This is a genomic window from Streptomyces sp. NBC_01723 (assembly GCF_036246005.1).
Taxonomy (GTDB): domain Bacteria; phylum Actinomycetota; class Actinomycetes; order Streptomycetales; family Streptomycetaceae; genus Streptomyces.
In genome coordinates this window covers 8,497,523-8,515,537 of the sequence record NZ_CP109171.1, presented here as the reverse complement: position 1 = coordinate 8,515,537, position 18,015 = coordinate 8,497,523, and the positions used below count along the sequence as shown (strand labels likewise).

General features: G+C 73.1%; 15 protein-coding genes. 9 read left to right on the top strand and 6 right to left on the bottom strand.

Annotated elements, in window-relative coordinates; translation table 11 throughout:
* Window positions 1–22 precede the first annotated feature (22 nt).
* Both OIE75_RS39565 and OIE75_RS39560 read left to right on the top strand, forming a co-directional pair.
* Complete coding sequence (locus tag OIE75_RS39565) at window positions 23–1,501, top strand: purine-cytosine permease family protein (protein WP_329473819.1); 1,479 nt, start codon at window positions 23–25, stop codon at window positions 1,499–1,501.
* Window positions 1,498–2,466: a PfkB family carbohydrate kinase gene (locus tag OIE75_RS39560; RefSeq protein ID WP_329473818.1), complete on the top strand. Its 969-nt coding sequence runs from the start codon at window positions 1,498–1,500 to the stop codon at window positions 2,464–2,466. The genes OIE75_RS39565 and OIE75_RS39560 overlap by 4 nt, the downstream gene beginning before the upstream one ends.
* Before the next feature lie 24 nt (window positions 2,467–2,490).
* On the opposite strand, the gene OIE75_RS39555 is transcribed toward OIE75_RS39560, so the two are convergent.
* The 3 genes from OIE75_RS39555 to OIE75_RS39545 form a co-directional block, all read right to left on the bottom strand.
* Window positions 2,491–2,937, bottom strand: a complete 447-nt coding sequence (locus OIE75_RS39555) for a response regulator (protein ID WP_122619402.1) — start codon at window positions 2,935–2,937, stop codon at window positions 2,491–2,493.
* Entirely contained in the window at window positions 2,934–4,478 is a 1,545-nt protein-coding gene (locus OIE75_RS39550) for a sensor histidine kinase (RefSeq protein ID WP_329474162.1), read from the bottom strand. Before OIE75_RS39550 ends, OIE75_RS39555 begins: the two co-directional genes overlap by 4 nt.
* A gap of 70 nt (window positions 4,479–4,548) precedes the next feature.
* Complete coding sequence (locus tag OIE75_RS39545) at window positions 4,549–5,787, bottom strand: PP2C family protein-serine/threonine phosphatase (protein ID WP_329474161.1); 1,239 nt, start codon at window positions 5,785–5,787, stop codon at window positions 4,549–4,551.
* A gap of 274 nt (window positions 5,788–6,061) precedes the next feature.
* Between OIE75_RS39545 and lanL the strand changes: the two genes are divergently transcribed.
* From lanL to OIE75_RS39515, 6 genes are all read left to right on the top strand, one after another.
* Window positions 6,062–8,869 (top strand): class IV lanthionine synthetase LanL, encoded by a 2,808-nt coding sequence (gene lanL, locus OIE75_RS39540; RefSeq protein WP_329473817.1) that lies wholly within the window; start codon window positions 6,062–6,064, stop codon window positions 8,867–8,869.
* 4 nt (window positions 8,870–8,873) lie between these two features.
* Window positions 8,874–9,008 carry a hypothetical protein gene (locus OIE75_RS39535; protein WP_272924110.1) on the top strand — a complete coding sequence of 45 codons (135 nt, stop codon included), beginning with the start codon at window positions 8,874–8,876 and terminating at the stop codon, window positions 9,006–9,008.
* Window positions 9,009–9,112: 104 nt separating this feature from the next.
* Window positions 9,113–9,631: a GNAT family N-acetyltransferase gene (locus tag OIE75_RS39530; RefSeq protein ID WP_329473816.1), complete on the top strand. Its 519-nt coding sequence runs from the start codon at window positions 9,113–9,115 to the stop codon at window positions 9,629–9,631.
* Between the two features lie 60 nt (window positions 9,632–9,691).
* Window positions 9,692–10,627 carry a helix-turn-helix domain-containing protein gene (locus OIE75_RS39525; RefSeq protein ID WP_329473815.1) on the top strand — a complete coding sequence of 312 codons (936 nt, stop codon included), beginning with the start codon at window positions 9,692–9,694 and terminating at the stop codon, window positions 10,625–10,627.
* A gap of 193 nt (window positions 10,628–10,820) precedes the next feature.
* Entirely contained in the window at window positions 10,821–11,753 is a 933-nt protein-coding gene (locus OIE75_RS39520; RefSeq protein ID WP_329473814.1) for an ion transporter, read from the top strand.
* A 533-nt stretch (window positions 11,754–12,286) separates the two neighbouring features.
* Window positions 12,287–14,215, top strand: a complete 1,929-nt coding sequence (locus OIE75_RS39515; RefSeq protein WP_329473813.1) for a CASTOR/POLLUX-related putative ion channel — start codon at window positions 12,287–12,289, stop codon at window positions 14,213–14,215.
* A 52-nt stretch (window positions 14,216–14,267) separates the two neighbouring features.
* Here the strand turns inward: OIE75_RS39515 and OIE75_RS39510 are convergent, their stop codons facing one another.
* Both OIE75_RS39510 and OIE75_RS39505 read right to left on the bottom strand, forming a co-directional pair.
* On the bottom strand, window positions 14,268–14,570 hold the full coding sequence (locus OIE75_RS39510) for a hypothetical protein (protein ID WP_307017228.1): 303 nt from the start codon (window positions 14,568–14,570) through the stop codon (window positions 14,268–14,270).
* Window positions 14,571–14,599: 29 nt separating this feature from the next.
* Window positions 14,600–14,794 (bottom strand): hypothetical protein, encoded by a 195-nt coding sequence (locus OIE75_RS39505; RefSeq protein WP_307017226.1) that lies wholly within the window; start codon window positions 14,792–14,794, stop codon window positions 14,600–14,602.
* 147 nt (window positions 14,795–14,941) lie between these two features.
* Here OIE75_RS39505 and OIE75_RS39500 point away from each other — a divergent pair, with 147 nt between their 5' ends.
* Window positions 14,942–17,404, top strand: coding sequence for an SCO7613 C-terminal domain-containing membrane protein (locus OIE75_RS39500; protein ID WP_329473812.1), 2,463 nt, complete (start codon window positions 14,942–14,944; stop codon window positions 17,402–17,404).
* A gap of 28 nt (window positions 17,405–17,432) precedes the next feature.
* Here the strand turns inward: OIE75_RS39500 and OIE75_RS39495 are convergent, their stop codons facing one another.
* Window positions 17,433–17,984 carry a YciI family protein gene (locus OIE75_RS39495; RefSeq protein WP_307017222.1) on the bottom strand — a complete coding sequence of 184 codons (552 nt, stop codon included), beginning with the start codon at window positions 17,982–17,984 and terminating at the stop codon, window positions 17,433–17,435.
* Window positions 17,985–18,015 lie beyond the last annotated feature (31 nt).

The window sequence follows — 18,015 nt, the reverse complement described above, 5'->3', positions numbered from 1 at the left end:
GCACCAGCAAGGAGGTTCCGTCATGACCGCTTCGAAGACGAACGATCGCGTCGGCGCCATTGAGACCCGTGGGATCGAGCCGGTCCCCGACCACGAGCGGCACGGCCAGGCCGGTCAGATGTTCTGGACCTGGTTCGCGGCCAACATCAGCATTCTCGGGCTCCCTCTCGGCGCGACTCTCGTCGCCTTCCGCGGCCTGAACATCTGGCAGGCGGCCCTCGTCGCCGCTGTCGGTTCCTTCGGCTCCTTCGCACTGGTGGGAGCCCTGAGTCTGGCCGGCAAGAAGGGCGGGGCGCCCGCGCTCACCCTCTCCCGCGCGGTCTTCGGACAGCGGGGCAACGCCGGTCCGACCCTCATCACGTGGCTCAGCCGGGTCGGCTGGGAGACCATCACCACCACGACCGCGGCGTACGCGCTGCTGGCCATGGTGCACACCGCCTTCGGGGTGGGCCGGAACACCGTGCTGACGCTGGTCTGCCTGCTGGTCTTCATCAGCTGCACGCTGCTGATCAGCGGCCTCGGCCATGCCACCATCATGTGGATCAACAAGTGGGCCACGGTCGTCTTCGGCGCGCTCAACCTGGTCGTGATGGGCTTCCTGGTCGCCACCGTCGACTGGTCCGAGGTCCTCGGCACCCCGGCGGGTCCGGCCAGCGGTGTCATCGCGGGGATCGGCTTCATCGCCGCGGGTACCGGCATCGGCTGGGCCAACGCCGGTGCCGACTACGCCCGTTACCTCCCCCGGTCCGTCCCCGGCCGGCGGCTCATCGGGGCCTCGGCCTTCGGCGCGGGCATCCCCCTGGTCCTGCTGATCTCCCTTGGTTCACTGCTCTCGGCGGGCGATCCCACGCTCGCCACCTCCTCCGACCCGGTGGCGGCGATCAACGCGATGCTGCCCTCCTGGATGGCGATCCCCTATCTCGTCGCGGCCTTCGGCGGGCTGCTGATGTCGAACCACCTCTCCACCTACTCCGCCGGGCTGACGATGATCACCCTGGGGCTCCGGGTACCGCGGGCCGCCGCCGTCGCCCTCGACGTGGTGCTGATGTTCGCCGGCGGCATCTACTTCATGCTGATCGCCGACGACTTCTACGGGCCCTTCTCGACGTTCCTGACCCTGCTCGCCGTTCCCATCTCGGCCTGGATCGGAGTGATCGCGGTCGACTCGCTGCGCGGGCGCGCCTACGATCCGGAGGCGCTGATGGACACCACGTCGACCAGCCGTTACTGGTACTCGGGCGGCTTCCGGCTGCCCGCCGTCCTGGGCTGGGTCGCCGCCATCGTGGCCGGCCTGCTCTTCACCGAGGCCGCGACCAGTGAGGCGGACGTCTGGTTCGCGGGTCCGCTCTCCGACACCTGGCTGGGCCAGAACGGGCTCGGCTGGGCGATCGCCATGGCGGTCGGCGCCGCCGTGTACGCGCTGTTCGACCGCGGTACCCGCTCCGCCGCGGGCAGCGGGAACCCGACCGTGCCCTCCGCTCTCCAGGAGGCCGGACGATGACCGGCCGTCTCGTCCTCGCCGGGAATGTGATCGCCGACCTCGTGATCGAGGTGCCCGCGCTGCCGGAACGCGGCGGGGACGTCATCGGCACGCACGGCGGGACGACCGTCGGCGGTGGATTCAACACCCTGGTCGCGGCCCGTCGGCTCGGCACGGAGGCGGTCTTCGCCGGGCTGCACGGCACCGGTCCGTACGGCGATCTCGTACGCGAGGCGCTCGCCGCCGAGGACATCGGCACCCTGCTTCCCGCCCGTACGGAGGCCGACACCGGCTTCACCGTCGCCTTGATCGACAGCGGCGGCGAACGCACCTTCGTCACCAGCTTCGGTGTCGAGGCCACGCTGCGGCCCTCGGACATCGAGACGGTCGCGGGGCGACTGCGCCCCGGGGACCTGGTGCAGCTCTCCGGCTACGGTCTGGTGCTGCCGGCCAACGGCCCCCTGCTGTCCGCCTTCGCGTCCGGGCTCCCGGCGGGCATCACGCTCTGCCTCGACCCGGCGCCCCTGGTGGCCGACATTCCCGAGGCCGTCCTCGCGCCCGTCCTCGCCCGCACGGACTGGCTCAGCCTCAACGCGCGAGAGTCCCGCCTGCTCTCCGGACATGAGGATCCGGGGGCCGCGGTGGCATCCCTGCGGGAACGCCTGGCCCCGACGGCGGGCGTGCTCGTGCGGGCCGACAAGGACGGCTGCCGGCTGGCGCTGCCGGGCCAGGCGCCGATCCACGTGCCGGGATTCCCCGTCGAGGCGGTCGACAGCAACGGGGCGGGAGACGCCCACGTCGGTTCGTTCCTGGCCCTGCTCGCACAGGGCCACGACCCGCTGACAGCCGCACGCGGCGCCAACGCGGCGGCGGCCTTCGCGGTGGGCCGCCGGGGCCCGGCCACCGCACCCGACCGCGCCGAACTGACGGCGTTCCTGGGCGCGGACCCGCTCGCGAAGGCCCTGTTCGGCGCGGAGGGTCCGTAAGGAGGCCGTCTCCGCCCCGCTCGCTCAGAGGCCGCGTCGGGGCAGGCGTACCACCTGGACGAAGAAGTCGTCGATCTGGCGGACCGCGGCGATGAACTGGTCCAGGTCGACCGGCTTGGTGACGTAGGCGTTGGCGTGCAGCTTGTAGCTGCGCAGGATGTCCTCCTCGGCCGCCGAGGTGGTCAGGACGACGACCGGGATGTCGCTCAGCTCGGGATCGGACTTGATCTGCTCCAGGACCTGCCGGCCGTCGTACTTGGGCAGGTTGAGGTCGAGCAGGATCAGGTCCGGGCGAGGGGCCTCGGCGTGGCCGGCGCGACGGTAGAGGAAGTCGAGCGCTTCCTCGCCGTCCCGGACCACGTGCAGGGTGTTGCCGATCTTGTTGTCCTCGAACGCCTCGCGCGTCATCAGCTCGTCGCCCGGGTCGTCCTCGACGAGGAGGACGTCGATGGGGGTGGCGGGTGTCGTCATGCCAGGGCCTTTTCCTCGGTGCGGGAGTCGATGTCGCCGGTGTCGTTCCCGACGGTCGGCAGGGTGAAGCAGAAGCGGGTACCGCCCGTGTGGGCGGTGTCGATCCAGATGCGCCCGCCGTGGTGTTCGACGATCTTCTTGCACAGCGCCAGGCCGATGCCCGTGCCACCGTACGCGTCGCGGCTGTGCAGCCGCTGGAAGATGACGAACACCTTCTCGGCGAACTCCTCCGGGATGCCGATCCCGTTGTCGGTGACGCAGAACCGCCGGACCCCGGGGGTGTCGGGGTCCTCGTCGCAGGTGATCCGGATCCGTGGGGCGCGGTCGGGGTCGCGGAACTTGACTGCGTTGCCGAGCAGGTTCTGCCAGAGCATGACCAGCAGGGTCGGATCGCCGACGACCCGGGGCAGTTCCTCGGGGCGTTCGACCTGCGCACCGGTCTCGGTCATGACCGTGTCGAGGTTGATCAGGGCCTTGGACAGGGACTCGTCGAGACCGCACTCCACAGCGGCGTCGTGGAGCCGGCCCACCCGGGAGAAGGTGAGCAGGTCGTTGATCAGGACCTGCATGCGCTTGGCGCCGTCGACGGCGAAGTCGATGTACTGCAGGCCCCGGTCGTCGAGTTTGTCGCCGTACCGCTTCTCCAGGAGCTGGCAGAAGGAGGCGACCTTGCGCAGGGGCTCCTGGAGGTCGTGGGAGGCGACGTAGGCGAACTGCTCCAGCTCGGCGTTCGAGCGGCGGAGTTCGACGGCCTGTTCGTCCAGGTCGGCGGCCTGGCGGCTCAGGACGCCCTGCTGCCGTTGGGACGCGTCGAGTTCGGCCACGATCCGCTGCCGCATGTCCTCGACGTCCCGTGCCACGGCCGTGAGGTCGGCCGGGCCTTCGGCGGGGATGGAGTGCTCGAACTCACCGCCCGCCACCTTCCGTGAGGCCTCGCGCAGCTTCCGGAGGGGGCGCGCCACCAGCAGGCGCACCACGATCGCCAGCGCCACACCGGCCAGCAGGAAGGCCGCCACCATGACGCCGAAGGTCAGGTTGCGCAGCGTGCGGGCGTCGGCCAGGTCGGCCTTGCCGTCCTCGACGGCGTCGGCGAGGTCGCGGTTCTGCTGGTTCCAGCCGACGCGCATCGCGTCGAAGACCTTCTTGCCCCGCCCGGCGCTCGTCTGGTCGACGGTCCTGGGTTCACCGGGCGTGACGCCGTCCACGAGGGGGGTGGCGTAGACGCGTCGCCACTCGGCCGCCTGCCGCTGGACCTTCTGCAGGTCCGCCAGGAGCACGGGCTGGTCCCCGATGAGCGTGCGCAGCCGGGCCGCGGCCCGGGCCTCGTCCTTCCTGCCCTGCTCGTAGGGGGTGAGGAACTGCCGGTCGGCCGCGATGGCGTAGCCGCGTACGCCCGTCTCCTGATTGACCAGGGCCGCTTGCAGCCGGTATGCCTCGGTGCGGGCGGGCTGGACGCGGTCGGTGAGCTGGTCGGTGAGGTCCGTGGTGCGCCCCTGCACCTGGGCGCCGACCACGGCGCCCGCCACCACGATGAGGACCATGAGGCCCAGTACGAGCTGAAACCAGCCCTGGACCGTCAGCCGGCCGCCGCCCCGCGGCCGCCGTGTCTCGTCAGCCACTGCCTTCGTCTCCACCCTTGTTCTCGTTCTCCTGCCGCGCGTTCCAGCGCAGGTGCAGCACGGCCACGTCGTCGGCGAGGCCGCCCTGCTCCTCGGCGAGGTCCTCGGCCCGGTCGATCAGACCGTCGACGAACGGCTCCGGGGCCAGCCGGGCCGCCTCCTTCGCGAGCCGGAGCAGCCCTTCCTCACCGAGCCGCTCCCTGCCCCGGCCGACGTACCCCTCGAAGAGTCCGTCGGTGAAGAGCACCAGTGCCGCTCCCGGCGGGAGGGGCAGTTCCTGCACGGGCCAGTGGGCCAGGCCCGGCACCACGCCCAGGGCCGGTCCCCCGGCGACCTCGACCCACCGCACGTCGCCGTCGGTGCGCAGCAGCAGGCCCGGGTGCCCGGCACGCACCATCCGCGCGCAGGGTGCGCCCGGCGGAAGGATGAGGCTGGTCAGCGTGGCGAACACTTCGGTGCGGGCACGTTCGGCCACGAGGATCTCCTCCAGGCGGCCGATCTGCTCGGGGCCGGTGACACCGCTGAGCACCAGGGTGCGCCAGGCTATGCGCAGCGCGACGCCCAGGGCGGCCTCGTCGGGGCCGTGCCCGGAGACGTCACCGACGACGGCGTGCACGGTTCCGTCGGGGCTCTGGACGATGTCGTAGAAGTCGCCGCCGAGCAGCGCCTGGGCGCGGCCGGGGCGGTAGCGGGCCACGACGTCCACGCCGGTGCCGTGCAGCAGCGGGCGGGGCAGCAGGCCCCTCTCCAGCCGTGCGTTCTCCCGGGCGTGCATCTGGCTGGCCTGCAGCGCCACCGCGGCCTGCTCGGCCTCCTTGCGCTGGATCGCGTACCGCACGGCCCTGCCGAACAGTTCCGGCTCTACGCGGCCCTTCACCAGGTAGTCCTGCGCGCCCGCCATGAGGGCGGCGAGGCCGGTCTCGTCCTCGGCCAGGCCGGTGAGCACCACGACGGCGACCTGGTCGGCCAGGGCGTGGACCATCGACACGGCCTCGAGCCCGTGGGCGTCCGGCAGGTGGAGGTCGAGGAGCACGCAGTCCGGCGCCTCCACGAGCAGCACCTCACGGGCCTCGGCCATGGACCGGGCCCAGCGCAGGCGCATCTTCAACGCGCTGTCGGCGACGAGTTCCTCGACCAGCAGGGCGTCGCCCGGGTCGTCTTCGATCAGAAGCACCGACGGTTCCCGCCACTGCCAGGCCTCCGCGGCGGAGGTCCTCGCGGACGCGGGCATGCCGCCGGCCCATGACTGTGGCGCCGCCACCCTGCCTCCACCTTCCGTCCCGTCAAACACGGGATCATGGCTCCGAGTACGGGGTCCAGCACACCCGGGGCCGTCTCTCCCGCGACGACTGCGCCCGCCCTTACAGAATGTACACAACATCGGGCGGGTGACGTGCCGGATGTGCTCCACGCAACTCCCCGTGAGGTGTACCGGATATCACGCGGATGCTCGGCACATATCCGGTGATCCCAGACTGAAGGCGACCGTCGAGATGAGGTGCCGAATGACTCTGGCCCCCCTTTCCGGCCCGGTCGGTGACGACCACGCCTATCGGGGCATCCTTTCCCGTCTCCTTGACGAGTTCGTGCCGGGTGAGGGCTGGCGGACATACGTCCGTGACCTGTGGTGTGTGGTGACCCCGCCCGGCGCCGGGCTCCGTGTGCAAGGCTGGAAGATCCATCTGTCGGCCACCCCGCGCTCCGCGGAACGGGTGCTGACGGCTGCGGCCGGCATCCTTCTGCGGGAGCGGGCCGCCTTCAAGTTCGCCCACGACCCCGGCCGCCTGCGGAGCCTGCTCTCTCCCCGCACGGACCGTGGCGCCGGGGGCAAGTTCGTCACCGTCTATCCGGACGACGACGCCCAGTTCGTCCGGTTGCTGGAAGCCCTGCACGAGGCGACCGAGGGCCTGGAGGGGCCCGCCGTTCTCTCCGATCGCGCCTACCGGCCGGGCAGCCTCGTGCACTACCGCTACGGAGGCTTCGGCGGCCTGCCGCCCAGGCTGGAGGACGACGGCTTCTACGTCCCCGTCCTCGTGGCCCCCGACGGCAGCTGGACACCCGACACCCGCAATCCCTGGTTCTCGCCCCCGCCGTGGGCCACCCTGCCGGCCCTGGCGACCGACGGGGCGAACGCGCACGACAGCGGGACGCCGGCGATCGCCCGCGTCCCCTCCCCCGTTCTGCTGGGCGGCCGCTTCCTGGTGCGGGAGGCCATCCGGCATTCCAACAGGGGTGGTGTCTACCGCGCGCTGGACCGGCACGACGGCGACCGCCGGACGGTGGTCAAGGAGGCGCGTCCCCACATCGACGCGAGGGCTGACGGCGTCGACGCGCGGGACCACCTCCGCAACGAGTACCGGACACTGACCGCGCTGGAGCCGTTGGGCATCGCGGTCCGGCCGGTGGACCTCTTCGAGCATCAGGGGCACCTCTTCCTCGCCGAGGAGGAGGTGCCCGGTACGACCCTGTACCGGTGGGCACGGGAGCGGGTGCTCGGCGAACCCGGCCGGGGCCTGGCACCCGAGCAGGTGCTGCCCACGGCCCGGCGCCTGGTCGAACTGGTCGCGGCCGTCCACGACAAGGGGCTGGTGATCAGGGACTTCGCCCCCAGCAACGTGATGGTCACCCCGGGCGGGGACCCGCTGCTGATCGACACCGAGTTCGTGGCGGCGGTCGAGGAGCCGGTGACCGGTGTCGGTACTCCGGGCTTCACCGCGCCCGAGGTGTGCCTCGGTTCGGACAAGACCTTCCCGGCCACCGCGGCAGCGGACCTCTACGGTCTCGGGGCGACGCTCTTCCACCTGTGCACCGGCTTCGTTCCCCTCCTGCCCGAGGACCGGCCCGGCACCACGCGCACCGTCGCACCGCGCTCCCACGACGAGCGAGTGCGGCATCTGGTGACGGCGGCTTCCGAGGACAGTCCGGCGCTCGCCGCCCTCGCCCCGCTGATCACCCGGCTCATGCGGGAGAACCCCGAGGAGCGCCCCGCACCCGCCGAGGTGCGGGACGTCCTGCACGCACCGCCCGCGCAGCCGACGGCGGCCGGGAAGCCGCGGCGTCGCGTCCCCCTCGACGCCGACCGGCTGCTCACCGACGGCTGGGACCAGCTCGTCACCGCCCTCGACCCGTCCTCCGACCGCGCGCCCTGGCCGGTTCCGGCGATCGGCGGACAGCGCTTCGACCCGTTCGCCGTCCAGGCGGGTGTCGGCGGCACGCTGGAGGTGCTCCGCCGCGGGGCGCTGACCGGATACGGCGGGCAGCGGCTGGTCGGCGCCCTGCGCACCGCCCTGACCTGGCTGGACCAGCGCGCCGACCGTGAGCCGCGGCAGCTCCCCGGCCTGTACTTCGGTCGCGCGGGCACGTACTGGGCCATGTACGAGGCCGCCGACACCCTCGGCGACGAGGAGGTCCGGCAGCGATGCGCCGGGCGCGCCAAGCGCCTGCCCACCGTGTGGCACGAGGCCGACATCACCCATGGGCTGGCCGGCAACGGGCTCGCCCAACTGCACCTGTGGCGCCGCACCGGGGACGAGGAGTTCCGGGACCGGGCGGAGCGATGTGTCACCTCCCTGCTCGGCGCGCGCACCGCGCAGGGCGGGAGGTGGCTGGATCCGGAGGCCATGCGCACCACGACCGACGCCGGTGACCACGGTTTCGCACACGGGCTCGCCGGGATCGCCGCTTTCGTCCTCGCCGCCGCGCGGGAGCTGGACCGGCCCGACCTGCTCGACATCGCGGTACGCGGTGGAGAGTCCCTGCTCGACGCGGCCCGCGAGGACGGGGCCGGCATCCGGTGGCCGGTCACCGGTCCGGAGGGCGACGGGGACGAGCGTGCCCGCATCTCGTGCTGGTGGTGCAACGGCGCTCCTGGCATCGGCACCTTCCTGATTCGGCTGTGGCGGGCGACCGGCGACGACCGTTTCCGCGCTGCCGCGCACCGAGCCGCCGTCAGCGCCCACCAGCGGAGGTGGCTGCTGGCCCACACGCACTGTCATGGGCTCGCCGGCAACGGGGAGTTCCTCCTGGACATGGCGGCCCTCACCGGAGAGGAGCGGTACCGGGACTGGGCCGCGGACCACGTCACGGCGCTGTGGCACTTCTGCGCGCTGCGTGAGGACCGCCTGGTCGTCGTGACGGAATCCGACACCGAACTGAACCACAGCTACAACCTGGGGATGGCCGGACCGATCGGATTCCTGCATCGCCTCCGCCTTGGGGGCGAGCGCTGGTGGATGACGGACGACTTCACGCTCGCGGCACCGAACACGCCGGGCGCCGTCCGTACGACGCGAGAACCCACAACAGAAAGGTGAACCAATGTCGGACAACGTCAACGATCTTCAGCTGTTGGAGCCGACCGAGATGATGGAGGCCGATCGTCTGCACGACCTGGGATGTTGCTGTGACACGGTGACCGGCATCGGCACGGAGGGCAGCAACACGTTCGGCTGACCCGGCCGCCGCACGTCGGGCCGTGCCGTCCCGCCGGGTTCGTCCGGCGGGACGGCACGGCCGCGGGAGGTCAAGGGGAGGACGGGGCAAGGGCAGGAGGAGAGATGGCAGCCGAGCGGATCGACACCGACCGGCTCGTGCTCGTACCGCTTCGGGTGGACCACGCGCACGAGATGGCCGAAGTGCTCGCCGACCCGTCGCTGTACGCGTTCTTCGCCGGGGCACCGCCCACGGCGGAGATCATGCGTACGCGCTACGCGTACCTGGTCGCCGGTTCGCCGGATCCGGCGGTCTCGTGGTGCAACTGGGTCGTCCACCTCCGCGAGGCCGACTGTCTCACGGGCTTCGCGCAGGCGATCGTCACACGTTCCGACCAGGGCTCGACCGCGGTCATCTCCCTGGTGACGGGGCGGCCCTGGCAGGGCCGGGGCATCGGCGGGGAGGCGGCTCTGGGTATGCTCGGCTGGCTCCGGGGACAGGGCGTCGACACCGTCGTGGCCGACATACACCCGGACAACCGGGCCTCCGCCGCGGCCGCCGCCCGGTCGGGCTTCACCTGCACCGGCGAGGTGCTCGACGACAGGCTCCGCTGGCGGCTGCGCCTTTCCGGGAGCCGCCGATGAGGGCGGCCGCGGTCGCTGAGGCTTGACTCTCCAGTGGCTGGAGACCGGAGAGTGGGCGTCATGAACGGCGCGACGCTCCCGCACTCGATCGGTGACCTGTCCGTCCGTACCGGCGTTCCGGTGCGGACGATCAGGTTCTACTCGGACACCGGACTGCTGCCCCCGGCTCATCGCACCCCGGCGGGCTACCGCCGGTACAGCGACGCGTCCGTCGGGCGGCTGCACCTGATCTGCGTCCTGCGGGACCTGGACGTCGATCTCACCACCATCCGCCGCGTCCTGGACGAGGGCCTCTCCGTCGCGGAGGTCGCGGCGGCGCAGAGGGAAGCCACCGCACTGCGGATCCGCACGCTGCGCCTGCGTCAGAGCGTTCTGCGGCTCGTCGCCGAGCGTGGTTCCAGCCCCGAGGAGACCGTTCTCATGCACCGCCTCACCCACCTCACCGCCGAGGAACGGAAGCGCCTGGTCGCCGACTTCGTCGCCGCTCTCACCCCCGGCACACCGCAGGCCCGCGGTGCGGCGGCGGTACTGGGCACCGCGCTGCCCGTGCTGCCCGACGACCCGTCCGACGCCCAGCTGGCCGCGTGGGTGGAGATCGCCGAGCTCATGGCCGACGACGGTTTCCGTGCCCGCCTGGCGAACGGGGCGTTCGCCGCCTCCGACGAAGCGGCCCTGCCGCGGGTGGAGTCCGAGAAGGCGGCCGAGCTGGTGTCCTTCACCAGGGAGGCCGTCGCCGCCGCGCGGGACACGGGCATCGAGCCGGACAGTGCCGGGGCCGTCCCCGTCGTCGACTCCGTGGTCGCACGCTTCGCAGCGGTTCTCGGCCGCCCGGCGGGCCCGGCGCTGCGGGAGTGGATGGCCCGGGAGTTCGAGGCGGGACACGACCCGCTCGTGGAGCGGTACTGGCGTCTCGTGTGGACCGTGAACGACTGGCAGGTCGTCGACGGACATCTGCCGTTCCAGTCCTGGATGGCCGAGGCCCTCGGCCGGCCCTGACGAGCGGCGCGCGCGGGCCTGCGGGAGCGGGCCTTCGCCGAAGTGGATGAATCCCGTGGTCATTTACCCCTCGCGCCGCAGCCTGAGGACGTCTCGTGCGTTAGGCGCGAGGGGGCAGCCGCTCCTGCCGCCCGGGGGTCGCAGCGCACGCTCCGTGGCGGGTGCCCGACTCAGTCCCGCATCGGAGATCCCCATGACCACCGCCCCGGCTCCCGTCCGGGCCCGGCTCGCGGCCGCCTGCCGCGCCGTGACCGAGGCCCGCCTCTTCTCCCTGGCCGTCCTCGCCGTGATCCTGCTCAACGCCGCCCTGCTGGGCGCGGAGACCTACCACGGCTTCGCCGCCGACCACATGGGCCAGTTGCGCTGGGCCGAGCACGGCTGTCTGGCCTTCTTCACCGTGGAGATGCTGCTGCGGGTGGCCGCGCACGCCGACCGGCCCGGAGCGTTCTGGCGTGACGGGTGGAACGTGTTCGACCTGATGGTCGTCGCCTCGGCCTACATCCCCCTGGTGCGGGAGAACGCCACCGTGCTCCGGCTGCTGCGCCTGGTACGGGTACTGCGCACGGCGAGGTTCCTGCCCCAGTTGCGGGTCCTGTTCCTGGCCGTGTCGCGCAGTCTGCCCGGCACCGTGAGCTTTCTCTTCGTCGGCGCCGTCATCCTCTACGTCTACGCGATGATCGGCTGGCTCTGCTTCGGCTCCAGCGACCCCGCCCACTACGGCTCGCTCGGCCGGGCCATGCTCACCCTTTTCCTGCTCATGACGCTGGAGGGCCTCCAGGATGCCGTGTACTCGGGCCTGTCCATCTCCCGGCTGAGCATCCTGTACTACGGCTCCTACGTGATGCTCGCGTCCTTCGTCCTGGTCAACGTCCTCATCGGCGTCGTCCTCAACAGCCTCGACGAGGCGCGCGAACTGGACACCGCGGCGCTCGACGACGCGCGGCGCCCGACGGGCGACGGTGAACTCGCGGCCCGGGCCGCCGTGGTGAGCCTTCCCGCGCCGGACCCCGCGGTTCTCGCCGAGCGCATCGCCGGCATGCGCCAGGCGCTCGACACCCTGGAGCAGTCCCTGGCCGCGCAGCCACCCGCCGCCAACGGCCAGGACCGCGTCACCACCACCGTCTGACCGCGTAGCGCGGCGCGCTCGTCAGCCCGCTCTGAGCTGGTTGTTGTAGAGGCGTCTCAGGTGTTTGGCCACGGGACACTTCGCACCGTCCGCCTCACACTGACGGCAGCTCCGCAGGTGCCGTTCGTAGTCGTGGCGTGCCTGCTCGAGGCGGTCGTGCGGCGTGGTCATCGGGGTTCCTGTCACTGGGGAGCTGAGACGCGGAACCAAGAATGATCTTGTTACTGGAAGTACAGCAAGCCGAGGCCCCACGTCTGCCCGCACGGACCGGCCGCGGGTGCCATGGTCCGGACCAATGGCTTCCCCGGCGTTGCCCGTTGTGGCAGGGCCGCGACGGCGCGGCACCCGCTCCCGGTGCTCCAGCGGCCTCCCGTAAGGGTGAATATCCAGCTGGCACGGTGTGTCGCGAGAGTCGCTGCCAGCACTCTGCCGCTGACGGCGGACGCCGGGCGGGTTGGCAGGAGGTGGCTGTGGAGCGGCGGCATCGACCGGCTTCGTGCCGGGACCGGGCGCGTTACGCGTTCGACCGGACGTTGGCCCGGAGCACCGGGGCCCTGCTCGGCTGGCTCGCCGTGTGCTGCCTGGCGGTCGTGGTACCGGTCAGCACGCTGCTGGTCTGGACGGATCCCCAGGCGCCGCGTTCGCGCTCCGAGCGGCTGGTCGCGGTGTGGCGCACGAGCGCGGAGACCCTGCGCCTGGGCGGGATCACGGGCGCGCCGCTGCGGATGCTCCTGTCCGTGGTCCTCGGGCTGATCGCGCTGCTGTGTGTGTCGACTCTGGTCGGCGTCGTCACGACCGGGCTGGGTGACCGGCTGGAGGAGTTGCGGCGAGGGCGCTCCACGGTGCTCGAGCGCGGGCACGCGGTGGTACTCGGCTGGTCCGACCAGGTGTTCACGGTGGTCGGTGAGCTGGTCGCGGCCCAGTCCGCCCGGCCGAGAGGTGTCGTCGCCGTCCTCGCGGACCGGGATTCCACCGAGATGGCGGCCTCGCTGCACACCGCGCTCGGTGCGACGGGCGGCGTCCGGATCGTCTGCCGTTCCGGCTCACCGGCCGATCCCGACGCGCTCGCCCTGCTCACGCCGTCGGCGGCGGATTCCGTGCTCGTGATGCCGTCCGACGACGACAACGCCGACCTCGAGGTGATCCGGATCCTGCTGGCGCTGCGGGCCCTGCTCGGCGAGCAGGCGGGGCCGCCGGTGGTCGCCGCGGTGCGCCACGAGCGCCACCTGACGGCCGCCCGGCTCGCCGCCGGCGCGCGGGGAACCGTGCTCGAGACGGAGGCCACCACTGCACGGCTGCTCGTGCAGGCCGCCCGCAACCCCGGGCTGGTGGCCACGCTGCGGGACCTCCTCGACCTGGCGGGGGCCGAGTTCCACGTGGTCGACGAACCGGAGGCCGTGGGACTGGAGTTCGGGGAGCTCGCGCTGCGATACGCGAGAGCGTGCCCCGTCGGCTTCCTGCTGCCGGACGGACGTGCCCTGCTCACCCCGGCGGCGCGGACCCGGTGCGGGCCGGGCGACCGCCTGATCGTCGTCGCCCCGGACGAGCGGCCCGAACGCTCGGCGGATGGGGAGGCACACGTCGACGCCGGCGTGCTGGCCCCGGCCGTCGCGCCACCCGGTCCGCCGGCACGCTTCCTCCTGCTGGGGTGGAACAGCCGGGCCCCGCTGGTCGCGGACCTGCTGAGCCGCACGGCACGCCCCGGTTCCGTCCTCGACATCATGACCGCACCGCGGGCGGCGCCCGCGGCGTCCCGCCTCGTGGGTCGCGTGAGCGGCGGACGGCTCACCGTCACCCACCGCACCGGCGGGTCGGCCCTGCCGGAGCAGGCGGCGGAGCTCGACCTCTTCGGCTACGACTGTGTGATCGTCCTGGGGCCCGACGAGGGGACCGTCTCCTTCGGGCCGGACGACCAGACGCTGCTGACGCTACTGACCCTGCGGTCGTGCGAGGAGTCGGCGGGACGGCCGCTGCCCGTGGTCGCCGAGCTGAGTGACCACCGCAGCCGGGCGCTGGCACCCCTCGGCCCGCGGTCGGCCGCCGTGGTGCGTGCGGAACTCACCGCCCTGGTCATGACGCGGATCTCCCACGCCCCGGCCACGGCCTCGCTGTTCGAGGAGCTGTTCGCCTCAAGGGGCGGCGCGCTGGCCCTGCACCCCGCCTCCCGCTATGTGCTGACGGGTCGGGAAGCGTCCTTCGCCACGGTGGTGGCCGCCGCGCTCGCGCGCGGAGAGTGCGCCATCGGGTACCGCCCGCACGCCTCGGGCGGCCCCGACGACGTCCGGCTGGCGCCCCGCAAGTCGGAGCGGCGGGTCTGGACCGCCGCCGACGAGGTCCTGGTCGTGGCTCCGCCCGACGACGAGCGCCACTCCCCCGGCGGCCACCGGACCCTGCCGGGCATGCGCGGGGCGGAGCGGATCGAGACGGACGACAGTTCGGCGCCCGGCCCACCGCACGACTGACACCGACGGCAGGACGGACGCCGCTCGTCGCGGCGGTACCAGCGCCGTCGTCTCAGGCGCCGGCGTGGTGCGGACCGACCGCCTGTCGCGGTGCCGCGTGGTGTGCGGGCCTGGCCGGACGCGCCTTCTCCAGACGGCGGGTCCACAGCGAGGTCATGAGCAGCAGGGCCGCGAAGACCGTCAGAAGGAGCACGGACACCCACATCTGCCGACTGCCGGGCGATTCCCACCCCGTCCAGGCGGTGGACACCGCCCACAGGGCGAGACCGACCAGGTAGGAGGCCCGGGTGCGGCGGAGCTGGCGCAGCCGGCGCACGGCCGACAGGGGTGCGGGGGAATCGGTGCTCGTTGCCATGCGGCACCGTGTACCCGGCACTCGGCACGCTATGGGCGCCGTTCCTCGAAGTCCCTCCGGACGGCCGCACCCTGGTCCTCCGTCAGCCCCTTGCCGTCGGGCGTCTCCAGGACGGACCCGCAGTGCTCGCACAGTGTGCCGTTCCCGGCGGGCGTGCCACATGCCTTGCAGTAGCGGATGCGGCGCTGTTCCTCGGGTGTCTGTTCCTCGGGTGTCTGCGGCATGGTCTCTCCTCCGGCTCGTGAACCTGACGGTTGCCGGGTGCCCGGGAGAGCGCCGGTGATTCGGGGGTCCGGACCGGCGGGTACCTGAGTACGGACTGAGTATCCGCGCTCATGTCCGGCCACGTGGCGGCGGTCACACTCCGAGGCATGACGAACTTTCCGCCCCCGGCCGAGGAACTGCGGTTCCTCGATGCCGAGCTGCGGCAGCTCGACGCCCGACGTGCCGTCCTGCTGCGCCGCCGCGAGTGGCTGATCCACACCCTGCGGGCGACCGCCGCGCCGACCGGATGGGGTCCCGCCGGTCCCGGCGCCGTCCCGCCCCCGAGGCCGGAGGCGACGGGACCCGGCGTGCAGAACGTGCTGCTGGTCCTCGGCGGAATCCTCCTGACGATCGCCGCGATCGCGTTCACCCTGGTCAGCTGGGGCCACATGGGGATCACCGGGCGGGGCCTGGTGCTCGGTGCGCTGACCCTGGGGGCGCTGGGTGCGCCCCTGGCGTTGCTGCGGCGCGGGCTGCGGTCGACCGCCGAGGCCGTGGCGGGTCTGGGGCTGGCGCTGACCTCGCTGGACGCGTACGCGCTGTACGAGGTGGCGTTCAGCGGCACGGACGGTCTCGCGTACACGGCTGTCGCCTCCGCCGTGCTGGCGGCGACGTGGGCCGCCTACGGCGTGGTGACCGGCGGACTCGTGCCGCCGGCCGCGGGGCGCCCCGTGCCGGAGGCCGACTCGACGACGAAGGACGTGCGCCGCACGCTCCGACTGCCGCTCCCCCTCGCCGTGGGGATCGCGCACCTGCCCCTGCCCCTGTGGGCGGTCGCCGTCGGCGCGGGTGCGCACACACTCACGGCCGTGCTGCTGGTGACCGCCTCGGGCGGCACCGCGCTCGCCCTGCGCACGGCCCTCGTGCCGGTGCGCCTCGTCGCGGTCGTCGGGGCGCTGAGTACGGGTGCCGTCGGTGTCCTCGCGGCCGGCGGGCTCTGCTGGACCGCGGCCGATCCCGGCGAGGCCGCGCGGGCGGCGGCGCTGCTGGTCTTCGCCGCGGTGGTCGCGCTGCTCGCCGGCGGGTTCGCCCCGAGGGAGGACGTCGGGCTGGGCGCGGCACTGGCCGCCGGGCTGTGTGTGGTCGCCGGGGCGGGCGGGGTGCTGCGGGTCTCGGTGCCCGGTGAGTGGGCGGTGCCCGGGTGCCTGGCCTGCGCACTGGCCCTGCTCGCGGTCGTCCGCACACCACTCCCCCGGCCGCTTCGTCAGGGGCTGGTGTGGGCCTCGGTGACCGTCCAGGGGTACGCCGTGCTGTGGACCCTCCCGCTGTTCGCCGGGACCCTTCTCGGTCCGGTCGCGGGGGTCGAGCGGCCCTGGTCCGGCGTGCCCGGGGACACGCGGGACGCCGTGTTCACTCACCTGCCCTGGCCCCCGTACGCGACCACCGTGCCGCTCGTGCTCGCCGCCCTCGCCGTTGTGCTCGTGGTGGCCGAGCGGCGCGCGATCCAGCGCCCGGCGACCGCGGTGGGCGCGCTCGTCCTGGGGTGGGCGGCCCTGTTCGTGCTGCCGGTGGTGCTCGAACTGCCCTACGAGGCGGGTCTGGTGACGCAGGGGGCAGTGGTCCTGGCCGCCCTGGGGTACGCCGAGTGGGCACGGCGTCCCGCCGCCGAGGCGTCGCCGTTGCCCCTGACGGCCCTCCTGCTGGCCCTCGTCACCTCGGTCCACCTCGCCTTCCTCTCGCTGGCCTCCGAGCCGGCGACGCTCGGTGTGCTCGTGGCGTTGGCGGCCCTGTTCGGTGCGGCCGGGTTCCGCCCGGCGCTCGGTTGGCTCGCCGCCCCCGCCGCCCTCGGGTACGCCGCGGCGCTGGCGTGCGCGGTCGGCGCGTCCGCCGGATGGCAGCCGCACCACACGGCGCTGCTGGTCGTCGTCGTGCCCGCCGTCGCCGCCCTGATCGCCGCGCGACTGGGCGGAGGTTCCCGGACCACCGTCCCGGTCGAGGGAGCCGGTGCGGCCGCGGGGATACTCGCGCTCTCGCTCGCCGTGACGGATCCGCCGACGCTGGCCCTGGTGCTCGCCCTCTGCGGGGTCGTCGCCGCCGGGACCGCGCTGCGCCCCGACCGGCGCCCGGTCGGTCGCGCGGCCGCCGCGATGTTCCTGCTGGCGGCCTGGGTCCGACTGGTCGCCTGGGACGTCACGACGCCGGAGGCCTACACCCTCCCGGTGACCGTGCCCGCGCTCGTCGTCGGCCTGCTGCGCCGGCGCCGCGAGCCGACGGTCTCCTCGTGGACGGCGTACGGTGCCGGGCTGGCCGTCACTCTGGTGCCGAGCCTGCTCGCGACCTGGGGCGACCCGCACTGGACGCGCCCGCTTCTGCTCGGCGCGGCCTCCCTCGCGGTGACGCTGGCGGGTGCCCGGCACCGGCTCCAGGCGCCGCTGCTGCTCGGCGGGGGCGCGCTCGCGCTGGTGGCGCTGCACGAACTCGCCCCGTACATCGCCCAGGCCGTCGACGCGCTGCCCCGCTGGGTGCCGCCGGCCCTCGCCGGTGTGGTGCTGCTCGTGCTGGGCGCGACCTATGAGCAGCGGCTGCGGGACGCGCGCAGGGTGCGGGAGGCGCTCGGCCGGCTGCACTGAGACGTGGCCGTGCGGGCGCCCACCGGGGTCAGGACGGTCGTCCGCCGAACTGCCAGTCGTGCACCTCGATGCCGGCGTACCGGTCCGGTGTGAGGCAGGACCGGGCCGAGTCGGCGTCCGGCGCCCGCACCAGCGCCGCGGTGCCCAGCCAGCCGGCGCCGTCGTCGGAGAGCAGGGGGCCGTACGCGATCAGCTCGTCCTGGGCGGGCGGCACGGCGAGGTCGGCCGCCCGCCCGGAGCCGAGGCCGAGCACGAGGTACCGGTTGCCGTCGGCCGGCCCACCGGGGAAGTCCCACATGGTGCGCCCCAGCAGGTTCCGCCACCGGCGCAGCATCACGTCCCGGTAGACACCCGCCTGATGGCCGGGCTCGTCGAAGGCGAACGCGCGGGCCGCGGCGGGATCCGGCAGGTCGAGGATGTGCACGCTGCCGGTGGGAGCCTCGCCGTCGCCGGAGAAGGTAGGACCGCGGGCGATCATCTCCTCCGCGTACCCGTCCATGTAGGACCAGTGCTCCTCCAGCAGCTCATGCCGCAGCGCCAGGGAGCCGGGCCGGTCGCGGTGGTAGCAGAAGAACTCCATGCGCCCAGTGTTCACCAGCGGGCGCGGGCCG